Source organism: Aeromonas sp. MdU4, from assembly GCF_041929505.1.
Classification (GTDB): domain Bacteria; phylum Pseudomonadota; class Gammaproteobacteria; order Enterobacterales; family Aeromonadaceae; genus Aeromonas.
In genome coordinates, this window is the sequence record NZ_JBHFMW010000007.1 from 36,863 (window position 1) to 60,734 (window position 23,872).

At 55.1% G+C, this 23,872-nt stretch carries 38 protein-coding genes and 1 pseudogene; 34 read left to right on the forward strand and 5 right to left on the reverse strand.

Annotated elements, in window-relative coordinates:
• Positions 1 to 25: 25 nt before the first annotated feature.
• On the reverse strand, positions 26 to 754 hold the full coding sequence (locus ACE1BR_RS04885; protein ID WP_374868128.1) for a ComF family protein: 729 nt from the start codon (positions 752 to 754) through the stop codon (positions 26 to 28).
• A gap of 38 nt (positions 755 to 792) precedes the next feature.
• On the opposite strand from ACE1BR_RS04885, the gene bioH reads away from it, so the two are divergent.
• The 4 genes from bioH (at position 793) to ACE1BR_RS04905 (ending at position 2,997) form a co-directional block, all read left to right on the forward strand.
• Complete coding sequence (gene bioH / locus ACE1BR_RS04890; RefSeq protein ID WP_374868130.1) at positions 793 to 1,557, forward strand: pimeloyl-ACP methyl ester esterase BioH; 765 nt, start codon at positions 793 to 795, stop codon at positions 1,555 to 1,557.
• Positions 1,558 to 1,628: 71 nt separating this feature from the next.
• Positions 1,629 to 1,862 carry a flagellar basal body rod C-terminal domain-containing protein gene (locus ACE1BR_RS04895; protein WP_374868132.1) on the forward strand — a complete coding sequence of 78 codons (234 nt, stop codon included), beginning with the start codon at positions 1,629 to 1,631 and terminating at the stop codon, positions 1,860 to 1,862.
• A gap of 1 nt (position 1,863) precedes the next feature.
• Complete coding sequence (locus ACE1BR_RS04900) at positions 1,864 to 2,634, forward strand: putative metalloprotease CJM1_0395 family protein (protein ID WP_374868134.1); 771 nt, start codon at positions 1,864 to 1,866, stop codon at positions 2,632 to 2,634.
• Positions 2,635 to 2,718: 84 nt separating this feature from the next.
• Positions 2,719 to 2,997, forward strand: a complete 279-nt coding sequence (locus ACE1BR_RS04905) for a hypothetical protein (protein ID WP_374868136.1) — start codon at positions 2,719 to 2,721, stop codon at positions 2,995 to 2,997.
• 70 nt (positions 2,998 to 3,067) lie between these two features.
• On the opposite strand, the gene ACE1BR_RS04910 is transcribed toward ACE1BR_RS04905, so the two are convergent.
• On the reverse strand, positions 3,068 to 5,380 hold the full coding sequence (locus ACE1BR_RS04910) for a Tex family protein (RefSeq protein ID WP_374868138.1): 2,313 nt from the start codon (positions 5,378 to 5,380) through the stop codon (positions 3,068 to 3,070).
• 265 nt (positions 5,381 to 5,645) lie between these two features.
• Positions 5,646 to 6,119, reverse strand: coding sequence for a transcription elongation factor GreB (gene greB, locus ACE1BR_RS04915; protein ID WP_374868140.1), 474 nt, complete (start codon positions 6,117 to 6,119; stop codon positions 5,646 to 5,648).
• A 245-nt stretch (positions 6,120 to 6,364) separates the two neighbouring features.
• Between greB and ompR the strand changes: the two genes are divergently transcribed.
• Both ompR and envZ read left to right on the forward strand, forming a co-directional pair.
• Positions 6,365 to 7,087 carry a two-component system response regulator OmpR gene (gene ompR, locus ACE1BR_RS04920; protein WP_374868142.1) on the forward strand — a complete coding sequence of 241 codons (723 nt, stop codon included), beginning with the start codon at positions 6,365 to 6,367 and terminating at the stop codon, positions 7,085 to 7,087.
• The gene (envZ, locus tag ACE1BR_RS04925; protein ID WP_374868144.1) at positions 7,084 to 8,394 is read left to right on the forward strand and encodes a two-component system sensor histidine kinase EnvZ; all 1,311 of its coding nucleotides are present in this window, start codon (positions 7,084 to 7,086) and stop codon (positions 8,392 to 8,394) included. Before ompR ends, envZ begins: the two co-directional genes overlap by 4 nt.
• 37 nt (positions 8,395 to 8,431) lie before the next feature.
• On the opposite strand, the gene ACE1BR_RS04930 is transcribed toward envZ, so the two are convergent.
• Positions 8,432 to 9,358: a DMT family transporter gene (locus ACE1BR_RS04930; RefSeq protein ID WP_374868146.1), complete on the reverse strand. Its 927-nt coding sequence runs from the start codon at positions 9,356 to 9,358 to the stop codon at positions 8,432 to 8,434.
• A 378-nt stretch (positions 9,359 to 9,736) separates the two neighbouring features.
• Here ACE1BR_RS04930 and rpsJ point away from each other — a divergent pair, with 378 nt between their 5' ends.
• The 28 genes from rpsJ to rplQ all read left to right on the forward strand — a co-directional run bounded on the left by rpsJ (position 9,737) and on the right by rplQ (position 23,360).
• A complete protein-coding gene (rpsJ, locus tag ACE1BR_RS04935; RefSeq protein ID WP_005307944.1) occupies positions 9,737 to 10,048 on the forward strand; it encodes a 30S ribosomal protein S10 in 312 nt (103 codons plus the stop codon).
• A 22-nt stretch (positions 10,049 to 10,070) separates the two neighbouring features.
• The gene (gene rplC / locus ACE1BR_RS04940) at positions 10,071 to 10,703 is read left to right on the forward strand and encodes a 50S ribosomal protein L3 (RefSeq protein ID WP_005340620.1); all 633 of its coding nucleotides are present in this window, start codon (positions 10,071 to 10,073) and stop codon (positions 10,701 to 10,703) included.
• 17 nt (positions 10,704 to 10,720) lie between these two features.
• Positions 10,721 to 11,326, forward strand: coding sequence for a 50S ribosomal protein L4 (gene rplD / locus ACE1BR_RS04945; protein WP_025325386.1), 606 nt, complete (start codon positions 10,721 to 10,723; stop codon positions 11,324 to 11,326).
• Positions 11,323 to 11,625 carry a 50S ribosomal protein L23 gene (gene rplW / locus ACE1BR_RS04950; protein WP_005331199.1) on the forward strand — a complete coding sequence of 101 codons (303 nt, stop codon included), beginning with the start codon at positions 11,323 to 11,325 and terminating at the stop codon, positions 11,623 to 11,625. Before rplD ends, rplW begins: the two co-directional genes overlap by 4 nt.
• Positions 11,626 to 11,640: 15 nt before the next feature.
• On the forward strand, positions 11,641 to 12,462 hold the full coding sequence (gene rplB / locus ACE1BR_RS04955) for a 50S ribosomal protein L2 (protein WP_005331177.1): 822 nt from the start codon (positions 11,641 to 11,643) through the stop codon (positions 12,460 to 12,462).
• A gap of 22 nt (positions 12,463 to 12,484) precedes the next feature.
• Entirely contained in the window at positions 12,485 to 12,763 is a 279-nt protein-coding gene (gene rpsS / locus ACE1BR_RS04960; RefSeq protein ID WP_005307960.1) for a 30S ribosomal protein S19, read from the forward strand.
• A 10-nt stretch (positions 12,764 to 12,773) separates the two neighbouring features.
• Positions 12,774 to 13,118, forward strand: a complete 345-nt coding sequence (gene rplV, locus ACE1BR_RS04965) for a 50S ribosomal protein L22 (RefSeq protein WP_005319741.1) — start codon at positions 12,774 to 12,776, stop codon at positions 13,116 to 13,118.
• Positions 13,119 to 13,121: 3 nt separating this feature from the next.
• Positions 13,122 to 13,835: a 30S ribosomal protein S3 gene (rpsC, locus tag ACE1BR_RS04970; RefSeq protein ID WP_005331168.1), complete on the forward strand. Its 714-nt coding sequence runs from the start codon at positions 13,122 to 13,124 to the stop codon at positions 13,833 to 13,835.
• A gap of 13 nt (positions 13,836 to 13,848) precedes the next feature.
• Positions 13,849 to 14,262 carry a 50S ribosomal protein L16 gene (gene rplP / locus ACE1BR_RS04975; RefSeq protein ID WP_005340612.1) on the forward strand — a complete coding sequence of 138 codons (414 nt, stop codon included), beginning with the start codon at positions 13,849 to 13,851 and terminating at the stop codon, positions 14,260 to 14,262.
• Entirely contained in the window at positions 14,262 to 14,453 is a 192-nt protein-coding gene (gene rpmC / locus ACE1BR_RS04980; protein ID WP_005307965.1) for a 50S ribosomal protein L29, read from the forward strand. Before rplP ends, rpmC begins: the two co-directional genes overlap by 1 nt.
• Positions 14,453 to 14,701, forward strand: coding sequence for a 30S ribosomal protein S17 (gene rpsQ / locus ACE1BR_RS04985; protein ID WP_033138836.1), 249 nt, complete (start codon positions 14,453 to 14,455; stop codon positions 14,699 to 14,701). The genes rpmC and rpsQ overlap by 1 nt, the downstream gene beginning before the upstream one ends.
• Before the next feature lie 147 nt (positions 14,702 to 14,848).
• A complete protein-coding gene (gene rplN / locus ACE1BR_RS04990) occupies positions 14,849 to 15,217 on the forward strand; it encodes a 50S ribosomal protein L14 (RefSeq protein WP_005307975.1) in 369 nt (122 codons plus the stop codon).
• 11 nt (positions 15,218 to 15,228) lie between these two features.
• Positions 15,229 to 15,546: a 50S ribosomal protein L24 gene (gene rplX, locus ACE1BR_RS04995; RefSeq protein WP_005307977.1), complete on the forward strand. Its 318-nt coding sequence runs from the start codon at positions 15,229 to 15,231 to the stop codon at positions 15,544 to 15,546.
• A 13-nt stretch (positions 15,547 to 15,559) separates the two neighbouring features.
• Positions 15,560 to 16,099, forward strand: a complete 540-nt coding sequence (gene rplE / locus ACE1BR_RS05000) for a 50S ribosomal protein L5 (RefSeq protein WP_005331162.1) — start codon at positions 15,560 to 15,562, stop codon at positions 16,097 to 16,099.
• Positions 16,100 to 16,109: 10 nt separating this feature from the next.
• Entirely contained in the window at positions 16,110 to 16,415 is a 306-nt protein-coding gene (rpsN, locus tag ACE1BR_RS05005) for a 30S ribosomal protein S14 (protein WP_005340609.1), read from the forward strand.
• Positions 16,416 to 16,436: 21 nt separating this feature from the next.
• Positions 16,437 to 16,829 (forward strand): 30S ribosomal protein S8, encoded by a 393-nt coding sequence (rpsH, locus tag ACE1BR_RS05010; protein ID WP_005307980.1) that lies wholly within the window; start codon positions 16,437 to 16,439, stop codon positions 16,827 to 16,829.
• A gap of 13 nt (positions 16,830 to 16,842) precedes the next feature.
• Positions 16,843 to 17,376, forward strand: a complete 534-nt coding sequence (gene rplF, locus ACE1BR_RS05015; RefSeq protein ID WP_005340607.1) for a 50S ribosomal protein L6 — start codon at positions 16,843 to 16,845, stop codon at positions 17,374 to 17,376.
• 9 nt (positions 17,377 to 17,385) lie between these two features.
• Positions 17,386 to 17,739 (forward strand): 50S ribosomal protein L18, encoded by a 354-nt coding sequence (gene rplR / locus ACE1BR_RS05020; protein WP_011704317.1) that lies wholly within the window; start codon positions 17,386 to 17,388, stop codon positions 17,737 to 17,739.
• 14 nt (positions 17,740 to 17,753) lie between these two features.
• Positions 17,754 to 18,254 (forward strand): 30S ribosomal protein S5, encoded by a 501-nt coding sequence (gene rpsE, locus ACE1BR_RS05025; protein WP_042010196.1) that lies wholly within the window; start codon positions 17,754 to 17,756, stop codon positions 18,252 to 18,254.
• A 6-nt stretch (positions 18,255 to 18,260) separates the two neighbouring features.
• The gene (gene rpmD / locus ACE1BR_RS05030) at positions 18,261 to 18,440 is read left to right on the forward strand and encodes a 50S ribosomal protein L30 (protein WP_005307985.1); all 180 of its coding nucleotides are present in this window, start codon (positions 18,261 to 18,263) and stop codon (positions 18,438 to 18,440) included.
• A gap of 2 nt (positions 18,441 to 18,442) precedes the next feature.
• Positions 18,443 to 18,880 (forward strand): 50S ribosomal protein L15, encoded by a 438-nt coding sequence (rplO, locus tag ACE1BR_RS05035; protein ID WP_033138839.1) that lies wholly within the window; start codon positions 18,443 to 18,445, stop codon positions 18,878 to 18,880.
• Positions 18,881 to 18,888: 8 nt separating this feature from the next.
• Positions 18,889 to 20,217, forward strand: coding sequence for a preprotein translocase subunit SecY (secY, locus tag ACE1BR_RS05040; protein ID WP_042059159.1), 1,329 nt, complete (start codon positions 18,889 to 18,891; stop codon positions 20,215 to 20,217).
• 27 nt (positions 20,218 to 20,244) lie between these two features.
• Positions 20,245 to 20,358, forward strand: coding sequence for a 50S ribosomal protein L36 (rpmJ, locus tag ACE1BR_RS05045; RefSeq protein WP_005319705.1), 114 nt, complete (start codon positions 20,245 to 20,247; stop codon positions 20,356 to 20,358).
• A gap of 139 nt (positions 20,359 to 20,497) precedes the next feature.
• Positions 20,498 to 20,854 carry a 30S ribosomal protein S13 gene (rpsM, locus tag ACE1BR_RS05050; protein ID WP_005307991.1) on the forward strand — a complete coding sequence of 119 codons (357 nt, stop codon included), beginning with the start codon at positions 20,498 to 20,500 and terminating at the stop codon, positions 20,852 to 20,854.
• A 14-nt stretch (positions 20,855 to 20,868) separates the two neighbouring features.
• Entirely contained in the window at positions 20,869 to 21,258 is a 390-nt protein-coding gene (rpsK, locus tag ACE1BR_RS05055; protein WP_005319702.1) for a 30S ribosomal protein S11, read from the forward strand.
• A 39-nt stretch (positions 21,259 to 21,297) separates the two neighbouring features.
• Positions 21,298 to 21,918, forward strand: a complete 621-nt coding sequence (gene rpsD, locus ACE1BR_RS05060; RefSeq protein WP_005340600.1) for a 30S ribosomal protein S4 — start codon at positions 21,298 to 21,300, stop codon at positions 21,916 to 21,918.
• Between the two features lie 25 nt (positions 21,919 to 21,943).
• Positions 21,944 to 22,933 carry a DNA-directed RNA polymerase subunit alpha gene (locus tag ACE1BR_RS05065; RefSeq protein ID WP_005307997.1) on the forward strand — a complete coding sequence of 330 codons (990 nt, stop codon included), beginning with the start codon at positions 21,944 to 21,946 and terminating at the stop codon, positions 22,931 to 22,933.
• 43 nt (positions 22,934 to 22,976) lie between these two features.
• On the forward strand, positions 22,977 to 23,360 hold the full coding sequence (gene rplQ / locus ACE1BR_RS05070) for a 50S ribosomal protein L17 (protein ID WP_005307999.1): 384 nt from the start codon (positions 22,977 to 22,979) through the stop codon (positions 23,358 to 23,360).
• A 183-nt stretch (positions 23,361 to 23,543) separates the two neighbouring features.
• On the opposite strand, the pseudogene ACE1BR_RS05075 reads toward rplQ, so the two are convergent.
• A pseudogene (locus tag ACE1BR_RS05075) lies at positions 23,544 to 23,651 on the reverse strand (gamma carbonic anhydrase family protein); the annotation flags it as partial.
• Positions 23,652 to 23,872: the final 221 nt, after the last annotated feature.

The following is a 23,872-nucleotide window of genomic DNA, read 5'->3' on the forward strand; positions in this document are numbered from 1 at the left end:
GAATGCTTGGGTAGCGTGCCGATGGCTACTTGAGGTGCCTCTGCGTACGACAAATTGCCCACACTTCCACCTTTGTGATGCCGCTCTCATGGAGCAGACGGGTGAGCTGACCGGCGGTGGCGCCGGTGGTGACCACATCGTCCAGCAACGCGACATGATGGTATTGATGTGGCGCAATGTGAAAGGCACCACGCAGGTTGCGCCGTCGTTGACCGGCAGTCAGCTTGGTTTGCTGCGGGGTGGCTCTGATCCTGTTGATCAGCCGGGTATCGCAGGGGATGGCGGTTATCTTGCCAAGGGTTTGTGCAATCTCCTCCGCCTGATTGAAACCGCGCCACCACTGACGCCACCAGTGCAGGGGAACCGGAATGATGGCTTCCGGCGGATCGCTGCCATCCAGATGATCGGCCAGCAGGCGGGCTAGCAATGGCGCCAGCAGGATCTGGCCCGAATATTTGAGCCGGGGGATCAGCATGGGGTAGGGGGCTTGATAGTCGCCGATCACCTGCAGCCGCTGCCAAGGGGGCGGTCTGCGCTGGCAGCGACCACATAGCGGCACACACTCTTCCTGATATTCCGGCAGTGGTGCGGCGCAGAGTCGGCATCTGGGTTGTGACTGATGAAGTGCCTGCCGACACCAGCTACAGAGCAGAGGCTCGTTGTCGCAAGATTGATGGCAAAGCAGACAGCTGCCCTGCCAGTCGGCGTGGCTGCCGAGCAGCGGGCTTGCTTTAGCTAGCAGTCGCTTTAACATGCTGACCCCAAGAGCATGAACAGGGATCTTGAGTCTAGATGAGCATATCGGTAGAGCAGTTTGGCCAGGGGCCCGATCTGGTGCTGTTGCACGGATGGGGAATGAACGGCGCAGTGTGGCACGGCATCGTCCAGCAGCTGGCGGTACATTACCGGGTTCATCTGGTGGATCTGCCCGGCTTTGGCAACAGCCCGCTAACCGAGGGGGTCGACTATAACCTCCCATGGTTGGCGGAGCAGGTGGCCGCCATCTTGCCGGATAAGTGCCATCTGCTTGGCTGGTCCCTTGGTGGTCTGGTGGCAAGCCAGCTGGCACTAACCCATTCCGAGCGCCTGCACTCGCTGATCACAGTGGCCAGCTCCCCCTGTTTCATGGCGCGGGACGAGTGGCCAGGTATTTCCCCCAAGGTGTTGACCGGTTTCAACCAGATGCTGGCGGGGGATTTTCGCCAGACCATAGAGCGTTTTCTGGCGATCCAGGCGATGGGTAGCGAACATGCCCGGGATGACATCCGCCAATTGCGCCACTGGCTGGCCGATCGCCCGGCGCCCCAGTTTGCCGCGCTCGAGGCCGGGCTGACTTTGTTGGCCGATATTGACCTGCGTGAACCATTGCGGGGGCTGGCGCTGCCCTGGTTGCGGATCTATGGCCGACTGGATTCATTGGTTCCCAAGGCGGCCATTCCCCTGCTGGATGCTCTCTACCCTGCCAGCCGCAGCGTGACCCTCAACAAGGCCTCACACGCACCTTTTATCTCCCACCCTGACGAATTCATTGAAATCGTTAGAGATTTTGTTGGCTAAAAAACAGACAGCAAGCTTCATAAATCCTCTGGTGTGGCGGATAATTAAGCTGTGACCAGAGGAGTAATATCATGCGTATTGATTCTGCCTTCAACAGCGGGGTGCAGGGATTTCAGCGAGCCGAGCAGATTGCCGACAAGGCATCCAACCAGATCGCCCGTCTCAATACTCCCAGCAGGGATCAGGTGCAAGTGACCGATGAACTCGTCAATCTCAAGGTTGCCGAACAACAGGCGGGAGCTTCCTCCAAGGTGATGCAGACCGCCAGTGATATGATGGGAACCCTGATCGATATTCGGGTGTGACATGAACATCAATGTCAGTTTGCCCCCGCTTATCCCTACTCAGCTGCAACCCCAGGTGGAAGCGGCCAGGACGGATAATCGTCGGGCAGAGCTGATCCCGCAGGCCCGTCAGGGTCTACCTTCCAGTGCCGAGTCCGAGGTCGGCTCCCAGAAAGAGAAAGCCAAAGCCAGTCAGGCGGCTAACAGTAATCCTGCAAGTCAGAGTAGTCGTGAAGGTAGCCAGCCCTCGGTGCAAAATCCCCTTGATCACCGCTTTGTCGAGGCGACCGGTGAAGATGGGCAGCGCAAGCAGCAGGATCCCAAGCAGCAAGAGCAGCAACAAAGACACGAACAGCAGATTCAGGATCTGGCCGATCGGGATAAGGAGGTGCGAACTCACGAGCAGGCCCACCAATCGGTTGGCGGTGGCTATGCCGGTTCACCTACCTATCAATTTTCGGTTGGCCCGGATGGCAAGCAATACGCGACTGGCGGTTCCGTATCGATAGACACTTCTGAAGTTCCCGGTGATCCCACCGCCACCATCGCCAAGATGCAACAGATCCGCGCGGCGGCGCTGGCGCCTGCCGAGCCTTCAGCCCAGGATTTGAGCGTGGCCCGCAGTGCGGCGGCCCATGAGGCCAAGGCTCGCAAAGAGCTGATTGCCGAGCGCAGCAATAACACGACCGGGGTACTTGGCGCTTATATGGACAAGCGCAATCAGGTGATCGCCGGTCGCTACCAGCATGCAGTCAGTCCTGCTTCGACCCAGTCCCTCAGTTTGCATGTCTGAGCTGCTATAACCAAACTTTCGCCAGCACTGCTCGTTTTGCATCTAATCTGAAGATCAGTCACACCCTATTTCACAGGAGCTGTCATGCATTTCGACGAAGTCAAAGCGGAAGATTTCACCACCTTCTCCCGTGTGCCACCGCCCCACCTGCAGATGGAGCAATTTTTGATGCAGCTGGGAGGCGGGGGAACTGAAGGCACCAATTTCAAGAAAAAAGTGATGCTGGCGGCAGGCTGGAGCCATACCGGAGTCGTCTCGTATGGCAAATATCCACAAGAGGCCTGCAAGGCATTCAACCGGCTGCGTGAGGTACTGGCGGCCCATCAGGAGGCTGACGCCATTCTGAGCGCACTGGCCCAATAATCCTGAGATTTGCTTGTAAAAAAGCCCCTTGCGGGGCTTTTTGCATTCAGAGGACTTCTGGAAGGCTTCGTTACTTTTTCGCTTTGGAGAGGGCTGCCGCGAAGGCATTGCCCATCGCCCCCCCCATCGGGGCGCTTTGCCGCGGCTCATTTCTTGGCTTGGCGTTGCCAGTGCTGCTGTTGCGCGCTTCAGCTGGCTTGCGAGCAGGCTGCCCCGCTTTCTCGTCAAGGCGCATGGTCAGGCTGATCCGCTTGCGCGGTATATCTACTTCCAGCACTTTGACCCGCACAATATCGCCCGCCTTGACCACCTCGCGGGGGTCTTTGATGAAGCGGTCGGTGAGGGAGGAGATGTGCACCAGCCCATCTTGATGGACGCCGATGTCGACGAAGGCGCCGAAGTTGGTGACGTTGGTGACCACTCCTTCCAGCACCATCTCGGGTACCAGATCGCTTAACTTCTCCACCCCTTCCTTGAAGGTTGCGGTCTTGAACTCGGGGCGCGGGTCGCGGCCCGGCTTGTCCAGCTCGCCGATGATGTCGGTGACGGTGGGCACGCCAAACTGTTCATCGGTGTAGTCGGCCGGTTTCAGGCCGCGCAGCAGGCTGCTGTTGCCGAGCAGGCTATCTACTGTTTGTTCAAGCTTGGCGAGGATCCGCTCCACCACGGGATAGGACTCAGGGTGCACCGCCGAGCCGTCCAGCGGGTTATTGCCGCCACGAATGCGCAGGAAGCCGGCACACTGTTCGAAGGCTTTGGGGCCGAGTCGGCTTACTTTCAGCAACTGCTGACGGCTCTTGAAGGCGCCATTCTCATCCCGGTAGGCGACGATATTCTGGGCCAGCGTCTGGGAGAGGCCGGAAACCCGGTTGAGCAGGGCAACCGAGGCGGTATTCACATCGACACCGACCGCGTTGACGCAATCCTCGACCACGGCATCCAGTCGGCGGGCCAGCTGGCTCTGGCCGACATCATGCTGATACTGGCCCACGCCAATACTTTTTGGGTCAATTTTGACCAGCTCAGCCAGCGGGTCTTGCAGGCGGCGGGCGATGGAGACGGCACCACGGATGGATACGTCCAGATCCGGGAACTCCTGAGAGGCGAGCTCGGAGGCGGAGTAGACCGAGGCCCCGGCCTCGCTCACTACGATCTTCTGTGCCTTGGTTGTAGGGTAACGTTCGAACAGATCACTCACCAGGCGGTCGGTCTCCCGCGAGGCGGTGCCGTTGCCGATGCTGATAAGCTCGACCTTGTGTTTCTGGCACAGCTCGTTCAGGGTCTTGAGGCTCTGATCAATCTGGCGTTTCGGTTCGAACGGATAGATGGTGGCATGGTCGACCAGTTTGCCGGTGGCATCCACCACGGCCACCTTAACCCCGGTGCGGATGCCGGGGTCCAGCCCCATGGTGCAGCGCATGCCGGCCGGGGCTGCCATCAGCAGATCCTTGAGGTTCATGGCGAACACCTTGATCGCCTCGTCCTCTGCCGACTCGCGAATGCGCCCGATCAGCTCGGTCTCCATCTGCAGAGAGAGCTTGATCTTCCAGGTCCAGCTCACCACCCCTTGCAGCCACTTGCCGGCCGGACGGTTTTGCAGATTGAGCTTGAGGTGGTGGGCAATGATCCCTTCGCAGGGGCTGGCGCTTTCATCGTCACCGGTGACCAGCGCCAGGTTGAGGATCCCCTCGTTGCGGCCGCGCAACATGGCCAGCACCCGGTGGGAGGGGGCCTTGTGCAGTGGCTCGTCGTGCTCGAAGTAGTCCTTGAACTTGGCCCCTTCCTGCTCCTTGCCTGCTACCACGCGGGCGCGCAGGGTGGCGTTTTGCCACAGGTAGTCACGCAGCTTCTCCAGCAGGTCGGCCTGCTCGGCGAAGCGCTCCATCAGGATATAGCGGGCGCCATCAAGGGCTGCTTTGTTGTCGGCAATGCCCTGCTCGGCATTGAGGAAGGCGGCGGCAGCTTGCTCGGGATCCTGCATCGGATCGGTGAGCAACAGGTTGGCCAGTGGCTCCAGCCCCGCTTCGATCGCCATCTGCCCCTTGGTGCGGCGTTTGGGCTTGTAGGGGAGGTAGAGATCTTCCAGCCGGGTCTTGCTGTCGGCGTCGTTCAACTCGCGGGCCAGCTCGGGGGTCAGCTTGCCCTGCTCCTCGATGGAGCGCAGGATCACCTGGCGGCGATCCGCCAGTTCACGCAGGTAGCCGAGGCGACTCTCCAGAGTACGCAGCTGACTGTCGTCGAGACCGCCGGTCACCTCTTTGCGGTAACGGGCGATAAAGGGTACGGTCGAGCCTTCATCCAGCAGGCGCACCGCGGCCTGCACCTGTTCCGGGCGGGCATTCAGCTCACCGGCAATCTGATGTTCTATTACGTGGCTTTGCATCGAAGATCTCTTGGTCTGGTCCTGGTCAACGGATTGGCGCGGGGCGATGTCGCCATACAGGGGGTCTGTCCTGGCAGAACTCAAGGTTCTACCAAGCCACTGCCGCGCGGGCCGGTTGGCGCCACAAGGCGCCGAGAGTGAGCACTATATGGGGTCGGGCTGCGGGATGCCAGTCCCGACAGAGGGTGCCGTTTCCATCCCGAATCGGCGGCTCGGCTTGTAGGTCGCCCGCCAGCTGGGGAGTGTTTGGTAGCGTGACGGAGCTTTATTTGGGGTAGCTGATCTCGTTGATATACCAGCAGGCGTCGCCAACTGGCGTGCGGACGATGGCTTCGTCACCCACTTCTTTCTTGAGCAGGGCGCGGGCCATGGGGGAGTCGATGGAGATGTAATCCTTGCGCTCGAAGATCTCGTCATAGCCGACGATGCGAAAGCGCTTGGTCTCGCCCTCTTCGTTTTCCACTTCGACCCAGGCACCGAAGAACACCTTGCCCTCTTGCGACGGGGCATAGTCGACGATCCCCAGCTCTTCGAGGCATTTGCGCAGGTAGCGTACTCGCCGGTCGATCTCCCGCAGCCGTTTCTTGTTGTACTGATAGTCGGCATTTTCGCTGCGATCCCCCAGGCTGGCGGCCCATGCCACTTTTTTGGTGACTTCCGGGCGCTCTTGCCGCCACAGGAGATCGAGCTCTTCTTTCAGCTTGTTGTAGCCTTCGCGGGTGATCAGCTTTGTTTTCATGGTGATCCTGACCTGGTCAAAAAGAGGGGCATCGCTAACTGCCCGAGAATATTAGCTTTTGTCCTCCCGCTGTCGAGGGAAATTGTGGTGGCCTGGTCGAGCGGTCTGGGACATAAATAGCAATTGGCTGCAAGTGACACCCGTCACGCTATCGGTATGGGTAATAACCCGTAACATATTTATGCTTTGCTCTCGCTATCTCCACCCCTAGTATTGGTGGCAGATAAAGATTAAGAGGCAAAGCAATGAGTCAGCAGCAATACAAGGTTCTGGTCGTAGACGATGATCTGAAATTACGTTCCCTATTGGAGCGCTACCTTACCGAGCAAGGGTTTGTGGTGCGCGGGGTGGCCAATGGTGAACAGGCCGATCGCTTGCTGACTCGTGAAAACTTTAGCCTGATGGTGCTCGATTTGATGTTGCCGGGAGAGGATGGTCTCTCTATCTGCCGCCGTTTGCGGGAGGCGGGCAACCAGATCCCGGTGCTGATGCTCACCGCCAAGGGTGATGAGGTCGATCGTATCGTTGGACTCGAGATGGGGGCCGACGATTATCTGCCCAAGCCGTTCAACCCACGCGAGTTGCTGGCGCGGATCCGGGCCGTGTTGCGCCGCCATACGGTCGAGTTGCCGGGGGCGCCTTCTGCGGCGGAGAAGGTCGTCAGTTTCGGTGCCTTCCAGCTCAATCTGGCTACACGCGAGCTGAACCGGGACGGTGAGCCGATGGCGCTCACCAGTGGTGAGTTTGCAGTACTCAAGGTGCTGGTGAGCCACCCGCGCGAGCCGCTTTCTCGCGACAAGCTGATGAATCTGGCCCGGGGCCGCGAATACACCGCTACCGAGCGTAGTATCGACGTGCAGGTATCTCGCTTGCGCCGCCTGCTGGAGCAAGATCCTGCTCAACCTCGCTATCTGCAGACCGTGTGGGGACTGGGTTATGTGTTCGTACCGGACGGTGATGGGGCATGAAAAAAGTCGGTAGCATGTTCTCTCGCATGCTCTGGTTTCTGGCTGCCGTACTGGTGGTCTATCAAGCTGTCTCCTATGTCACCTTTTATAACTATCTGCTGGCGCCCACCGTCAAGCAGATCAGTCACTTGTTGGCAAATCAGGTCAAGCTGATCTTTCCACTCAATACCGAGCAACTGGCGCTGAGTGAAGATGCCGAAGCACTGGTTTATGTGACGACCGGAACAGACATCTACACCCAGAGCGAGGCGGTCCAGCACGGTTTCAATGATGCCAAGCCGTACCCTTATCTGGAAGAGAACATCAGTCGCGAATTGGGGGGGAAAGCCAAGGTACGGGTCGAAATCCAGGATCACTACATCATCTGGATCCAGCCGCCCCAAGCCAGCAAAATCTGGGTACGGATCCCGCTGACCGAGATTGAAGATGATGATATCGAGCCCCTCATTATCTATCTGAGTGTGCTGCTGGTGATCACCCTGTTTGCTGCCTGGCGTTTTGCCCGACAGCTGGTGCGGCCGCTGGAAGATCTCGAAGCCGGCGCCGTGGCGGTGGCCAAGGGGCATTTCCCGGAGGCGCTGGGGGAGTTGGGCTCACGGGAAGTGCGCAGGCTGACCCGCACCTTCAACCATATGTCGCACTCCATCAAGAGCCTGATCGAGGAGCGTAATCTGATGATGGCCGGGGTATCCCATGATTTGCGGACCCCCTTGACCAGGATCCGGCTAGCGACCGAGATGATGTCCTCCGGTGACGAGTATCTCAAGGAGAGCATCAACTCCGACATTGATGAGTCCAATGCCATCATCGATCAGTTCATCGACTATATTCGCCCGGATGAGGGTCAGGACCTGATGCCGATCGATTTGACCCAGCTGGTCCATGACACCTTGCTGATCTATTCGGAGCAGGGACTGGAGGTCGAACTGGCATTGCCACAAGATGCGGTGCGAGTCGCTTGCAATCCGGTCAGCATGCGGCGGGTATTAAACAACCTGGCAAGCAACTCGCTGCGCTATGGTGCGAGCCAGCTGTATGCCGAATTGAAAGATGATGGGCACTGGGTGCGCTTGCGTCTCTCCGATGATGGCCCCGGCATTCCCGAGCAGGACTATTCACGGGTGCTTAAGCCATTTACTCAGGGCAATGTGGCGCGAACCGTTGGCGGCAGTGGCTTGGGATTGGCGATTGTGGCCAAGATTGTTGCCCAGCACCACGGTACTATCCGGCTAGGCCGCTCGGAACTGGGCGGCTTGCTGGTTGAGATGCGGTTGCCGAAACATCAGCCGCAGGAGTGGCTGGATTGAGAGAAGGGCGTATCGGTGGATACGCCCTTCTGCATTATCAGACCACTTTCTCTGGAGTGGTGGCAGCAGCCTTGCGGTAGCGCTTGCCATATCTCAGCTGCTGGATCAGCAGGGCTGCCACGATCAATCCCAGCCCGATAGGCGTGGCTGGATGGATCGCTTCGCCAACCAGCAGATTGAGCAACACCAGCGAGGCAAATGGCGAGATGAAGATAAGGTTGCTGATGGGCGCCGTGTTGGTGGCATGGCGCATCGCCATCAGCCAGAGCACGAAGCCAAAACCCATCTCGATAATCCCGACGTAGATGGCGCCAAACCATCCTTGCCAAGCAGTCAGCTTGAAGTCGGCCAGCAGCCAGGTGGCGAGCACGATGAAGGGGAGGCTGATAATAAAACCGAGCAGCAGGCTGACGATGGGATCCCCCTGATTGCGGGTGTTTAGGATCCAGTAGCTGGCCCAGATGAGGGTCGAGAGCAGCACCAATGCGACCCCCAAGGGATTATCAAAGTGCAGACCGAAGACATCCCCCTTGGTGGCAATCACCAGCGCTCCGAAATAACCCAGCACAATTGCAACGCCATCGCGGCGACGCAGGGTCTGGCCGAGGAACGGCACAGAGAGCAGCGTGAGGGTGATGGCCCAGGTGTAGCTGAGGGTCTGTGCCTGCTGGGCTGGCAGCAGGTCATAGGCTTTGAACAGTAGCAGGTAATAGAGGAAGGGGTTCATCACCCCCAGCATCAGGTAATAGAACGGGCGGCTGCGCAGATAACTGCAGAGCAGTGGCAGCTTGCCCTGTTTGAGCACGATAGTCCCCAGCAGCAGGGTCGAGGTCAGCGCTGCAACCAGCAGCAGTTGCACCGGTGCAAAATAGGTGAGTGAAATCTTGAAGGCCGTAGCCACCGTGGACCAGAGGGCCACTGCGCAGAGTGCGTACTGGTAGGCTTTCTTTTGATCTTTGAGCATCGCTGTCGTGTCGCAAACGTGAAAAAAGCCAAAGTCTATCAGGCTGTCGACGAGTTTGTCGTGATGCCGGACATTCCTTGAGGCGATTCCTGTAACGGGGGGCTATGTCAGGTGTGGCAACAGAGATCCATCTGCCACATAAAATTGTGCACAATCTGTTCGCCCTCACTTGCGCAAATTGAAAAAATCCGTATAATCCCCTCCGCTTACCCATGAGGTAAGCCAGACGATATGTCTGCTGCTGAGTTTACTGCTTGCAGAGACCAGCCATACAGTCCTCCCGATATGGGAGGAAACGTGAAAAATCACACCTCTGGCGGGAGCAATCTCGGTCGGGCGGTGTTGATTTATGTTCTTTTATCTATTGGAGCTCTGTCAATGCAGAACCAAAGAATCCGTATCCGCCTGAAGGCTTTTGATCATCGCCTGATTGATCAATCCACTGCGGAAATCGTTGAAACTGCAAAGCGCACTGGCGCGCAGGTTCGCGGTCCTATTCCGCTGCCGACTCGCAAAGAGCGCTTCACCGTCCTGATCTCCCCGCACGTCAACAAAGATGCGCGTGATCAGTACGAGATCCGCACTCACAAGCGTCTGGTAGACATCGTTGAGCCGACTGACAAGACCGTAGACGCCCTGATGCGTCTGGATCTGGCAGCTGGTGTAGACGTCCAGATCAGCCTGGGTTAATTACGGAAAGAGGTTGATAACAATGACAATCGGTCTTGTAGGTCGCAAAGTGGGTATGACTCGCATCTTCACTGAAGATGGCGTTTCTATCCCGGTGACTGTTATCGAAGTTGAAGCTAACCGTGTAACTCAGGTCAAATCTGTAGAAACCGACGGCTACAACGCTATTCAGGTTACCACTGGCGCCAAAAAAGCCAGCCGTGTGACCAAGCCGGAAGCTGGCCACTTCGCCAAAGCTGGTGTAGAAGCCGGTCGCGGTCTGTGGGAATTCCGCCTGAACAACGGTGAGACTTTCACTGTTGGTAGCGAGCTGAAAGTAGATCTTCTCGCTGACGTTAAGCTGGTAGACGTTACCGGCACATCCAAAGGTAAGGGCTTTGCTGGTACTGTTAAGCGCCACAACTTCCGCACCCAGGATATGACCCACGGTAACTCCTTGTCTCACCGCGTTCCGGGTTCTATCGGTCAGAACCAGACTCCGGGTCGTGTATTCAAGGGCAAAAAGATGGCTGGTCACATGGGTGCTGAGCGTGTAACGACTCAGAACCTGGAACTGGTTCGTGTTGACGCTGAACGCAACCTGCTGCTCATCAAAGGTGCAGTACCGGGTGCAACCAACGGCAACGTGATCGTCAAACCTGCCGTCAAAGCGTAACGTCTGAGGAGATAGTAATGGAATTGGTAATGAAAGACGCCAAGAGCGCTCTTGAAGTTTCCGAGACTACCTTCGGGCGCGAATTCAACGAAGCTCTGGTTCACCAGGTCGTCGTTGCATATGCCGCAGGTGCCCGTCAGGGTACTCGTGCGCAGCTGACTCGCTCTGAAGTGTCTGGTGGCGGCAAAAAGCCGTGGCGTCAGAAGGGTACTGGTCGTGCCCGTGCTGGCTCCATCCGTTCGCCCATCTGGCGTTCCGGTGGTGTGACTTTTGCTGCTAAGCCGCAAGATCACAGCCAGAAAGTAAACAAGAAGATGTACCGCGGCGCTATCCGTAGCATTCTGTCCGAGCTGGTACGTCAAGAGCGCCTGATCGTTGTCGAGAAATTCGGCATCGAAGCGCCGAAGACCAAAGAACTGATCGCCAAGCTGAAAGAGATGGAACTGACTGACGTTCTGATCGTGACTGCTGAAGTCGATGAGAACCTGTTCCTGGCTGCTCGCAACCTGTACAAGGTCGACGTGCGTGATGTTGCCGGTATCGACCCGGTCAGCCTGATCGCCTTCGACAAGATTCTGATGACTGCTGACGCAGTTAAGCAAATCGAGGAGATGCTGGCATGATCCGCGAAGAACGTCTGTTGAAAGTTCTGAAGGCTCCGCACATCTCTGAAAAGAGCACCATGGTCGCAGAAAAGCAGAACACTATCGTGTTCAAAGTTGCTGTTGATGCCACCAAGGCGGAAGTCAAAGCTGCAGTTGCGAAACTGTTCGAGGTCGAAGTTGAGACCGTCCGTACCCTGAACATGAAGGGTAAGACCAAGCGCTCAGGTGCGCGTGTAGGCCGTCGTTCCGATTGGAAAAAGGCTTATGTGACCCTGAAAGCTGGTCAGGACATCGACTTCATGGGCGCAGCCGAGTAAGAGGAGTTCTCAAAAATGGCAATCGTTAAGTGCAAGCCTACTTCTCCGGGCCGCCGTCACGTCGTCAAGATCGTCAATCAAGAGCTGTACAAGGGTAAGCCCTTTGCCGCTCTGCTGGACAGCAAAAGCAAGTCCGGTGGTCGTAACAACAACGGCCGTATCACTACCCGTCATATCGGTGGTGGTCACAAGCAGCACTACCGTATCGTCGACTTCAAACGCGACAAAGACGGTATCCCGGCTAAAGTAGAGCGCCTGGAATACGATCCTAACCGTACCGCTAACATCGCTCTGGTGTTGTATGCAGACGGTGAGCGTCGTTACATCCTGGCTCCGAAAGGCCTGAAAGCTGGTGACGCGATCGCTTCTGGTGCTGATGCAGCCATCAAGGTAGGTAACTCCCTGCCGATGCGCAACATCCCGGTTGGTTCTACCGTTCACGCTGTAGAGATGAAGCCTGGTAAAGGTGCCCAGCTGGCTCGTTCCGCTGGTACTTTCATCCAGATCCTGGCTCGTGAAGGTAACTATGTAACTCTGCGTCTGCGTTCCGGCGAAGTACGTAAAGTTCTGGCCGAGTGCCGCGCTACCATCGGTGAAGTCGGTAACTCCGAGCACATGTTGCGTCAACTGGGTAAAGCCGGTGCAAACCGCTGGCGTGGTATTCGTCCGACCGTTCGCGGTATGGCGATGAACCCGGTTGATCACCCGCACGGTGGTGGTGAGGGTCGTAACAAGGGCATGCAGCCTGTGTCCCCATGGGGCCAGAAGGCTAAAGGCTTCAAGACCCGTAAGAACAAGCGTACCGACAAGTACATCGTACGTCGTCGTAACAAGTAATTGTTAACATAGAGGAATCACCATGCCACGTTCTCTCAAGAAGGGTCCATTTATTGACCTGCACTTGCTGAAGAAGGTAGAGAAAGCGGTGGAAAGCGGGGATAAAAAGCCGGTTAAAACCTGGTCCCGTCGTTCAATGATCATCCCGAACATGATCGGTTTGACCATCGCTGTCCATAATGGTCGTCAGCACGTTCCGGTTTTCGTTACCGAAGAAATGATCGGTCACAAACTGGGTGAATTCGCACCGACTCGTACTTATCGCGGCCATGCTGCTGATAAGAAGGCTAAGAAGCGCTAAGGGATAAATGATGGAAGCTATCGCTAAACACCGTTATGCCCGTACTTCTGCCCAGAAAGCTCGTCTGGTAGCCGATCAAGTACGTGGTCTGTCCGTAGACAAGGCTCTGAATATCCTGACCTTCAGCCCGAAAAAGGCTGCTGTGCTGGTTAAGAAAGTGCTGGAATCTGCCATTGCAAACGCTGAGCACAACGAAGGCGCCGACATCGACGCGCTGCGTGTTGCTACTATCATGGTCGACGAAGGTCCCTCCATGAAGCGCATCCGTCCGCGTGCCAAAGGTCGTGCGGATCGTATCCTCAAGCGTACCGCTCACATCACTGTAGTGGTATCCGACGCTAAGGCTGGGAGATAAGCAATGGGTCAGAAAGTACATCCTAATGGCATTCGCCTGGGTATTACCAAGCCTTGGAATTCTACCTGGTTCGCGAACACCAAAGACTTCGCTGACAACCTGTACAGCGATTTTCAAGTACGCCAGTTCCTGACCAAGGAACTGAAAAACGCGTCCTTGTCCAAGATCACCATTGAGCGTCCGGCCAAGAGCATCCGTGTGACCATTCACACCGCTCGTCCGGGTGTTGTAATCGGTAAGAAAGGCGAAGACGTTGAGAAACTGCGCAAAGCTGTAGCCGCTATTGCTGGCGTGCCTGCTCAGATCAACATTTCCGAAGTCCGCAAGCCGGAGCTGGATGGCAAACTTGTTGCCGACAGCATCACTTCCCAGCTGGAGCGTCGTGTAATGTTCCGTCGTGCTATGAAGCGCGCCGTACAGAACGCAATGCGCCTGGGTGCCAAGGGCATCAAAGTGGAAGTTTCCGGTCGTCTGGGCGGCGCTGAAATCGCGCGTACCGAATGGTACCGTGAAGGTCGTGTGCCGTTGCACACCCTGCGTGCCGACATCGACTACGCAACTTCTGAAGCCCACACCACTTACGGTGTGATCGGCGTTAAAGTTTGGATCTTCAAGGGCGAAGTTCTGGGCGGTCTGGCTGCTGTTAACGCTGCCGCTGCTCAAGAGCAAGCTCCTGCAAAGCCCAAGCGTGACAACAAGCGCCGCGCTGCTAAGTAAGGAGATTCGGTAAATGTTGCAACCTAAGCGTACTAAATTCCGCAAGACCCACAAGGGTCGTAACCGCGGTCTGGCCACCTCTGGTAACGAAGTATCCTTCGGTACCTTTGGCCTGAAGGCGACATCCCGTGGTCAACTGACTGCTCGTCAAATCGAAGCAGCCCGTCGTGCCATGACCCGTCACGTTAAGCGTCAAGGTAAGATCTGGATCCGTGTGTTCCCGGACAAGCCCATCACCGAAAAGCCCCTCGAAGTTCGTATGGGTAAAGGTAAGGGTAACGTGGAATACTGGGTTTGCCCGATCCAGCCTGGCAAGGTTCTGTACGAGATGGACGGTGTACCTGAGGCTCTGGCGCGTGAAGCGTTTGCCCTGGCCGCAGCTAAGCTGTCTGTTCAGACCACTTTCGTAATTAAGACGGTGATGTGATGAAAGCCCAAGATCTGCGTCAAAAGAGCGTCGAAGAACTGAACCAGGAGCTGCTGGGCCTGCTGCGTGAGCAATTCAACATGCGCATGCAAGCGTCCACCGGCCAGCTGGCTCAGACTCACACTCTGAAACAAGTGCGTCGTGACGTCGCACGTATCAAGACTGTACTGACTGAGAAGGCAGGTGCGTAATGACTGACAAGATCCGTACTCTGCAAGGTCGTGTAATCAGCGACAAGATGGACAAGTCCATCACTGTTGCTATCGAGCGCAAGGTAAAGCACCCGATCTACGGTAAGATCATCAAGCGTACTACCAAGCTGCACGTGCATGACGAGACCAACGAGTGTAAAGCAGGCGATCTCGTGGAAATCCGCGAATGCCGCCCGCTGTCCAAGACCAAGTCCTGGACCCTGGTTGCGATCTTAGAAAAGGCCTAATCGGTACTTTTTAGTCCAAACGGCCCCTTTCAGGGGCCGTTTGTTTTTTAGGCTACCTTTTCTAAAAATCCTGTGTTATAGTTTCGCGCCTTTTGAAGGCAGCCAGATCCCATCAGGGATAAGAAGTAAACAAAGCGGAGCACTAAGATGATCCAGATGCAAAGTATGCTGGGTGTTGCCGACAACTCCGGCGCTCGCAGTGTAATGTGTATTAAGGTTCTGGGTGGCTCGCACCGCCGTTACGCCGGCATCGGCGACATCATCAAGGTTTCCATCAAGGAAGCTATTCCTCGCGGTAAAGTGAAGAAAGGTGATGTGTATAACGCGGTGGTCGTACGCACCCGTAAAGGCGTTCGTCGTCCGGACGGCTCTGTCATCCGTTTCGACAACAATGCGGCTGTGTTGCTTAACAACAACCAACAGCCAATCGGTACTCGTATTTTTGGCCCGGTGACCCGTGAACTGCGTAATGAGAAGTTCATGAAGATTGTGTCCCTGGCACCCGAAGTACTGTAAGGAGTCGAACGATGGCAGCTAAAATCCGTCGCGAAGACGAAGTGATCGTACTTACCGGCAAAGACAAGGGCAAGCGTGGCAAAGTCACTCAAGTCCTGATTGCAAAAGGTAAGGTAATCGTTGAAGGCATCAACCAGGTGAAGAAACACCAGAAGCCGGTACCCGCACTGGGTCAGGCTGGCGGTATCGTCACCAAAGAAGCCCCCATCGATGTATCAAACGTAGCGCTGTTCAACTCTGCCACTGGCAAAGCTGACCGCGTTGGTTTCCGGATTGAAGACGGCAAAAAAGTCCGTTTCTTCAAATCCACCGGCGAACTTGTGAAGTAATTGGAGTTTAACGATGGCGAAACTGCATGATTACTACAAATCCGATGTAGTAAATGAACTGTCAAAGCAGTTCGGTTACAAGACTATCATGCAAGTCCCTCGGATCGAGAAAATCACCCTGAACATGGGTGTTGGTGAAGCGATCTCTGACAAGAAATTGCTGGAAAATGCTGCTGCCGATATGGCTGCCATTTCCGGTCAGAAGCCGCTGATCACCAAAGCTCGCAAATCTGTTGCGGGCTTCAAGATTCGTGAAGGCTACCCGATAGGTTGTAAAGTAACCCTGCGTGGCGAGCGTATGTGGGAGTTCCTGGAACGGCTGATCTGCATCTCCGTACCGCGTATCCGTGACTTCCGTGGCCTGAACGCTAAAGCGTTCGACGGTCGTGGTAACTACTCCATGGGCGTGCGTGAGCAGATCATCTTCCCGGAAATCGACTATGACAAAGTCGATCGCGTCCGTGGTTTGGATATCACCATCACCACTTCCGCGAATACCGATGAAGAAGGCCGTGCTCTGCTGGCTGCCTTTAACTTCCCATTCCGCAAGTAAGGTTAGGGTTATGGCTAAAACATCCATGAAAGCGCGCGAAGCAAAGCGTGCCAAGCTGGTAGCCAAGTACGCGACCAAGCGTGCCGAGCTGAAAGCTATCATCGTTGACATGAACGCTTCTGAAGAAGCGCGTTGGGATGCTGTACTGCAACTGCAACAGCTGCCCCGTGATTCCAGTCCGTCCCGCCAGCGTAACCGTTGCAATATTACTGGTCGTCCGCACGGTTTCCTGCGCAAGTTTGGCCTGTCTCGCATCAAGGTGCGTGAGCATGCCATGAAGGGCGAAATTCCGGGCCTGAAGAAGGCTTCTTGGTAACGAATCTCGGGAGTTAGACTTATGAGCATGCAAGATCCGATCGCGGATATGCTGACCCGCATCCGTAACGGTCAGGCGGCGAGCAAAGTTGCGGTTTCCATGCCTTCTTCCAAGCTGAAAGTGGCTATCGCCAAAGTGCTGAAAGAAGAAGGTTACATCGCTGGCTACTCCGTAGCTGGTGACGTGAAGCCGGAACTGGAAATTGAACTGAAATATTTCCAGGGCAAGCCAGTTGTAGAACTGATCCAACGCGTAAGCCGTCCAGGCCTGCGTATTTACAAGCGCACTACTGATCTGCCGAAAGTTATGGGCGGTCTCGGTGTTGCTATCGTGTCCACGTCTAAAGGTGTGATGACTGACCGTGCTGCTCGCAAAGCAAGCATGGGCGGTGAGATCATCTGCTACGTCGCTTAATAGGAGGTAGGAAATGTCTCGTGTTGCTAAGGCACCCGTCACTATTCCTGCTGGCGTAGAGGTGACTCTGAACGGCCAGGAACTGACCATCAAAGGTGGTAAAGGTTCTCTGGTTCGCTCTATTCACGCCGGTGTAGAAGTGACCAAAGAAGACAATGTACTCAAGTTCGCCCCGCGCGGCAGCATCGCTGGTGCTGACGCTCAGGCCGGTACTGCCCGTGCATTGGTCAACAACATGGTAATCGGTGTTACCCAAGGCTTCGAGCGCAAGCTGCAGCTGGTTGGTGTAGGTTATAAAGCCTCCATCAAGGGCAATGCTGTTGCGCTGGCTCTGGGCTTCTCTCACCCGGTAGAGCATGCGCTGCCGGCTGGTGTGACCGCTGAGTGCCCGACTGCTACAGAAATCGTTCTGCGTGGCGTCGACAAGCAGCTGGTTGGCCAAGTCGCCGCCGATATCCGTGCTTACCGCGCTCCGGAGCCCTACAAGGGCAAGGGTGTACGCTATGCCAACGAGCAAGTGCGTACTAAAGAAGCTAAGAAGAAGTAAGGTAACACTATGGACAAGAAAGCAGCTCGTCTCCGTCGTGCTACTCGTGCTCGGAAAAAGATGCAGGAACTGGGAGCCACCCGTCTGGTTGTTCACCGTACCCCGCGTCATATCTATGCGCAGGTTATTGCAGCCAACGGTTCCGAAGTTCTGGCCTCTGCTTCCACAGTAGAGAAAGCCATCAGTGAAGCTATCAAATACACCGGTAACGCAGATGCTGCTACCGCTGTAGGTAAAGCTATCGCTGAGCGTGCTATTGCCAAAGGCGTTCAGAACGTATCTTTCGATCGTTCCGGTTTCAAGTATCACGGTCGCATTGCTGCTCTGGCAGCTGCCGCACGTGACGCTGGTCTTCAGTTCTAAGCTAGGAGTCGAAGATGGCTAAAGTCGAATCTCAAGCCGGCGAACTGCAAGAAAAGCTCATTGCAGTAAACCGTGTTTCGAAAACTGTTAAAGGTGGTCGTATCATGTCCTTCACCGCGTTGACCGTGGTGGGTGATGGTAACGGCCGTGTAGGTTACGGTTACGGTAAAGCCCGTGAAGTTCCGGCTGCTATTCAAAAAGCAATGGAACAGGCTAAGCGTAACCTGAGCAAGGTTGAACTGAACAACGGCACTCTGCACCATCCGGTGCGTGGTGTTCACTCCGGTTCCACCGTGTTCATGAAGCCGGCCTCTCAAGGTACTGGTATCATTGCAGGCGGCGCTATGCGTGCCGTTCTGGAAGTTGCCGGTATCCACAACGTGCTGGCCAAGACCTACGGTTCCACCAACCCAATCAACGTTGTTCGCGCAACTGTAGACGCTCTGGTACAGGGTCAATCCCCGGCCCAGATCGCTGCCAAGCGTGGTCTGCGCGTTGAAGAAATTCTGGGGTAATGCGACATGGCTAACACTGTAAAAGTAACTCAAACTCGCAGCTCTATCGGCCGTCTGCCAAAGCACAAGGCGACTCTGCGTGGTCTGGGTCTGCGTCGCATTGGTCACACCGTTGAGCTGGAAGATACTCCTTGCGTACGCGGCATGATCAACCAGGTTTATTACATGGTTAAGGTGGAGGGCTAAGCATGCGTCTGAACACTCTGTCTCCGGCCGCTGGTTCCAAGCCTGAAAAACAACGTCGTGGTCGTGGTATCGGCTCCGGCCTGGGCAAGACTGGTGGTCGTGGTGTTAAAGGCCAAACCTCTCGTTCCGGTGGCGGCAAGGTCCGCAACGGTTTCGAAGGCGGCCAGATGCCTTTGAAAATCCGTCTGCCGAAGTTCGGTTTCTTCTCTCGCAAATCTTTGGTTTCTGCCGAAGTGCGTCTGAACGAAATCGCCATGGTAGAAGGTGATGTGGTCGATCTGAGCACTCTGAAGCAAGCCGGTGTTGTTACCAAGAACATCGTGTTCGCTAAAGTTGTTCTGTCTGGCAACATTGACCGTGCTGTGACCGTTCGTGGTCTGTCCGTCACCAAAGGTGCACGCGCAGCCATCGAGGCCGCTGGCGGTAAAATCGAGGAATAATCAGTACAATGGCTAAGAAACCAGGATTGGATGTTAAAGCACAGGGTGGTCTGAGTGAACTGAAGAGCCGTCTGCTCTTCGTTCTCGGGGCGATTATCGTTTTCCGTGCAGGCTCTTATGTGCCGATTCCTGGTATTGACGCCGCCGTACTGGCCGAGTTGTTCCAGCAACAGAAGGGCACCATCATTGAGATGTTCAACATGTTCAGTGGTGGTGCACTCTCGCGTGCTTCTATTCTTGCGTTGGGGATCATGCCGTACATTTCGGCGTCGATCATTATCCAGCTGCTGACAGTGGTTCACCCCGCTCTTGCTGAACTCAAGAAAGAAGGTGAATCCGGCCGTCGCAAGATTAGCCAATATACCCGTTGGGGCACGCTGGTTTTGGGAACTTTCCAGGCCATTGGTATTGCAACCGGTCTGCCGAATATGATGCATGGACTCGTGACTCATCCGGGTTTGGGCTTCTATTTCACAGCGGTTGTGAGTCTGGTCACCGGTACCATGTTCTTGATGTGGTTGGGTGAACAGATTACCGAGCGTGGGATTGGTAATGGTATCTCGTTGATTATTTTCACAGGTATCGTTGCTGGTCTGCCGCATGCCATTGGCGCTACGGCCGAACAGGCACGTCAAGGGGAATTGCACATCCTGCTGTTGTTGTTGCTGGGCTTGATTGTTTTCGCAGTGACTTACTTTGTGGTGTTCGTGGAGCGTGGTCAGCGTCGTATCGTCGTTAACTATGCCAAGCGTCAACAAGGCCGCCAGGTATTCGCCGCGCAAAGCACACACCTGCCGTTGAAAGTGAATATGGCTGGTGTGATTCCTGCGATTTTCGCATCCAGTATCATCCTCTTCCCGGGGACCATTACCTCTTGGTTTGGTCAGGGCGAGGGTAAAGTAGCTGATATCCTGCAACAGGTCTCTATGGTCCTGCAGCCGGGTCAACCGCTTTACGAGATGCTGTATGCAGCAGCCATTATCTTCTTCTGCTTCTTCTATACCGCGCTGGTGTTCAACCCCCGCGAGACAGCAGATAATCTGAAGAAGAGTGGAGCCTTTATCCCGGGGATTCGCCCGGGCGAGCAGACAGCACGTTACATCGATAAGGTTATGACTCGCCTGACATTGGCAGGTGCGCTCTATATAACCTTTATCTGTCTGGTACCCCAGTTCTTGATGACTGCCTGGAACGTACAGTTCTACTTCGGTGGCACTTCGCTGCTGATTATCGTGGTAGTTATCATGGACTTCATGGCTCAGGTACAAACCCATATGATGTCTCATCAATATGGCGACGTCCTGAGGAAGGCCAACCTGAAGGGCTACGGCCGCTAAAGGTCGGCGTAGTTACGGAGTTAAGCAATGAAAGTTCGTGCTTCCGTTAAGGCAATCTGCCGTAACTGCAAAATCATCAAGCGTCACGGTGTGGTGCGTGTGATTTGCAGCGAGCCAAAGCATAAACAGCGCCAAGGCTAATTTTTTACGGTTAGTACTTGCAACAAATAGTTGTGCTGGCTAATATAGCCAGCCAACTTTTGTTGTGTATTGGTTGACCGCCACGTATCCGCTCACGGGCTTTGTGGTGGTCGTAATCTACTATATGTAGGAGTGAATAGTGGCCCGTATCGCTGGCATTAACATTCCTGACCATAAGCATGCAGTCATCGCTTTGACTGCGATTTATGGCGTCGGTCGTACCCGCTCTAAGGCCATCTGTGCCGCAGCCGGTATCGCTGAGAATGTGAAAATTAAAGACCTGGACGAAGCTCAGATCGAGAGTCTGCGTGAACAAGTAGGTAAATTCACCGTTGAAGGTGACCTGCGTCGTCAGATTTCCATGAACATCAAGCGATTGATGGATCTGGGTTGCTACCGTGGTTTGCGTCACCGTCGTAGCCTGCCTGTTCGTGGTCAACGTACCAAGACCAACGCACGTACCCGTAAGGGTCCGCGCAAGGCTATCAAGAAGTAACGGGAAGGTAGAAAATGGCTAAAACTCCGACTCGTGCTCGCAAGCGCGTTAAAAAGCAAGTGAGCGACGGTATTGCGCACGTTCATGCATCTTTCAACAACACAATCGTGACCATTACTGACCGTCAGGGCAATGCTCTGTCATGGGCTACCTCTGGTGGTTCAGGTTTCCGTGGTTCCCGTAAGTCCACTCCGTTTGCTGCCCAGGTAGCTGCTGAGCGTGCTGGTGAGATCGCCAAAGAATACGGCGTGAAGAACCTGGAAGTCATGGTCAAAGGTCCGGGTCCCGGTCGTGAGTCTTCCATCCGCGCTCTGAACGCGGCTGGTTTCCGCATCACTAACATTACTGATGTGACTCCGATCCCGCACAACGGTTGTCGTCCTCCCAAGAAGCGCCGCGTATAACGCTGTAGCTACTTGGTCTAGGATTGTTGGAGAAAGAAGATGGCAAGATATATCGGTCCTAAGCTTAAGCTTAGCCGTCGTGAGGGCACCGACCTCTTCCTGAAGTCTGGTGTTCGTGCGATTGATTCTAAGTGCAAGATTGACACCGCCCCTGGTCAGCACGGTGCGCGTAAAGCGCGTCTGTCCGACTACGGTGTTCAGCTGCGCGAGAAACAAAAAGTTCGTCGTATCTACGGCGTATTGGAAAAACAGTTCCGCAACTACTACCGCGACGCTGCCCGTCAAAAGGGTAACACCGGTGAAAACCTGTTGCAGCTGCTGGAAGGTCGTTTGGACAACGTTGTTTACCGTATGGGCTTCGGCGCTACCCGTGCTGAATCTCGTCAGCTGGTGAGCCACAAGGCCATCATGGTAAACGGTCGCGTTGTGAACATTCCTTCTTTCCAGGTTTCCCCTGAGGACGTGATCTGCGTTCGTGAGAAGGCTAAGAAGCAAGCGCGTATCAAAGCTTCCCTGGAAGTTGCTGGTCAGCGTGAGAAGCCGACTTGGGTAGAGGTTGACGCCGCTAAAATGGAAGGTGCTTTCAAGCGTCTGCCAGAGCGTTCTGACCTGTCTGCCGACATTAACGAACAGCTGATCGTCGAGCTTTACTCCAAGTAAAGCTAGCTTCTAAAGAGAGGACACAATGCTGGGTTCTGTAACAGATTTTCTTAAACCGCGGCTAGTTGACATCGAGCAAGTTAGCCCGACTCATGCGAAAGTGACTCTTGAGCCACTTGAGCGTGGCTTTGGTCACACGCTGGGCAACGCCCTGCGTCGTATTTTGCTGTCATCTATGCCCGGTTGTGCAGTTACTGAAGTCGAAATTGACGGGGTACTGCATGAGTACAGCAGCAAAGAAGGTGTACAGGAAGACATTCTTGAAATCCTGCTCAACCTGAAAGGTATCGCTGTGAAGCTGGAAGGCAAGGACGAGGTAACTCTGTCCCTGACCAAGTCTGGAACAGGCCCCGTTACCGCTGGTGATATCACTCACGGTGATGAAGTCGAGATCGTAAACCCGGAGCACGTAATCTGCCACCTGACTGGCGCTAATGCTGAAATCAGCATGCGCCTGAAAGTTCAGCGCGGTCGTGGTTATGTGCCTGCTTCTGCTCGTGTTCACAACGATGACGAAGAGCGTCCGATTGGTCGCCTGCTGCTGGACTCCGCGTTCAGCCCCATCGTTCGTATTGCCTACAATGTTGAGGCAGCACGTGTGGAACAGCGTACCGACTTGGACAAGCTGGTCATCGACATGGAGACCAATGGTACCCTGGATCCTGAAGAAGCCATCCGTCGTTCTGCCACTATTCTGGCCGAGCAACTGGAAGCCTTCGTGGATCTGCGCGATGTCAGCGTGCCCGAGAAGAAAGAAGAGAAACCCGAGTTTGATCCGATTCTGCTACGTCCTGTCGATGATTTGGAGCTGACAGTTCGTTCTGCGAACTGTCTGAAGGCAGAAGCTATCCACTATATTGGTGATCTGGTACAGCGTACCGAAGTTGAGTTGCTTAAGACTCCTAACCTCGGTAAGAAGTCCCTGACTGAGATCAAGGACGTGTTGGCCTCCCGTGGTCTGTCTCTTGGCATGCGCCTTGAGAACTGGCCGCCCGCCAGCATCGCTGACGAGTAATCCAGATTACGGGTTTCACAGATTTAGTTAGAAGGATAAGGTCATGCGCCATCGTTTGAGTGGTCGTCAACTGAACCGGAACAGCAGCCATCGTCAGGCAATGTTCCGCAACATGGCCAGCTCCCTGGTTCGTCATGAGATCATCAAGACGACTCTGCCTAAGGCAAAAGAGCTGCGTCGTGTAGTTGAACCGCTGATCACCCTTGCCAAGACTGATAGCGTTGCTAATCGTCGCCTGGCATTTGCCCGTACTCGCGATAACGCGATCGTGGCTAAGCTGTTCAATGAACTGGGCCCGCGCTACCTGGAGCGCGCCGGCGGTTATACTCGCATTCTGAAATGCGGTTTCCGTGCAGGCGACAACGCCCCTATGGCTTATATTGAGCTGGTAGACCGCCCGGCCGCTGCTGAAGCAGCTGCTGAGTGATAAAGAAAAAGCCGGGCTTGTCCCGGCTTTTCTTTTAATGAATTCTTATACTGCCTCAACTGCCTCAACTGCCTTCTCTCATTATTCAACTCTTCTATATAGGAGCTAAGAGCCGTTCCGAACCTGGCGTAATACGGAATTGCTCACTTTACTTGCGTATCGTCGGCCTGCTCGATATCACACCACCGGTGTCGCGCAGGGGTCTACATATGCCTGTTTGCCCAATTGCGGGCGTTTTCCTTTGTAAGGTCTCAGTCGCAAGTCCATCTTGGCCTCCTTGTTTTCGGCCATTCTAGCAATCCGGAACCGGTTTTTGTGGATAAGTTTGTATAAAAGCTGTGGTTGGATATGAATAACTAAAAAAGTGCAGTTTTTTGCAATTTTATTGCCGATGAGGGGTTGCCAGAAAGATTCAACTCCCTATAATGCGCCTCCATCGACAGGGCAAGCGGCAACGCAAACAACCCGGTCGGTAACCTCGAAAAGCCTTTTAAAATAAGGCTTGACTCGAG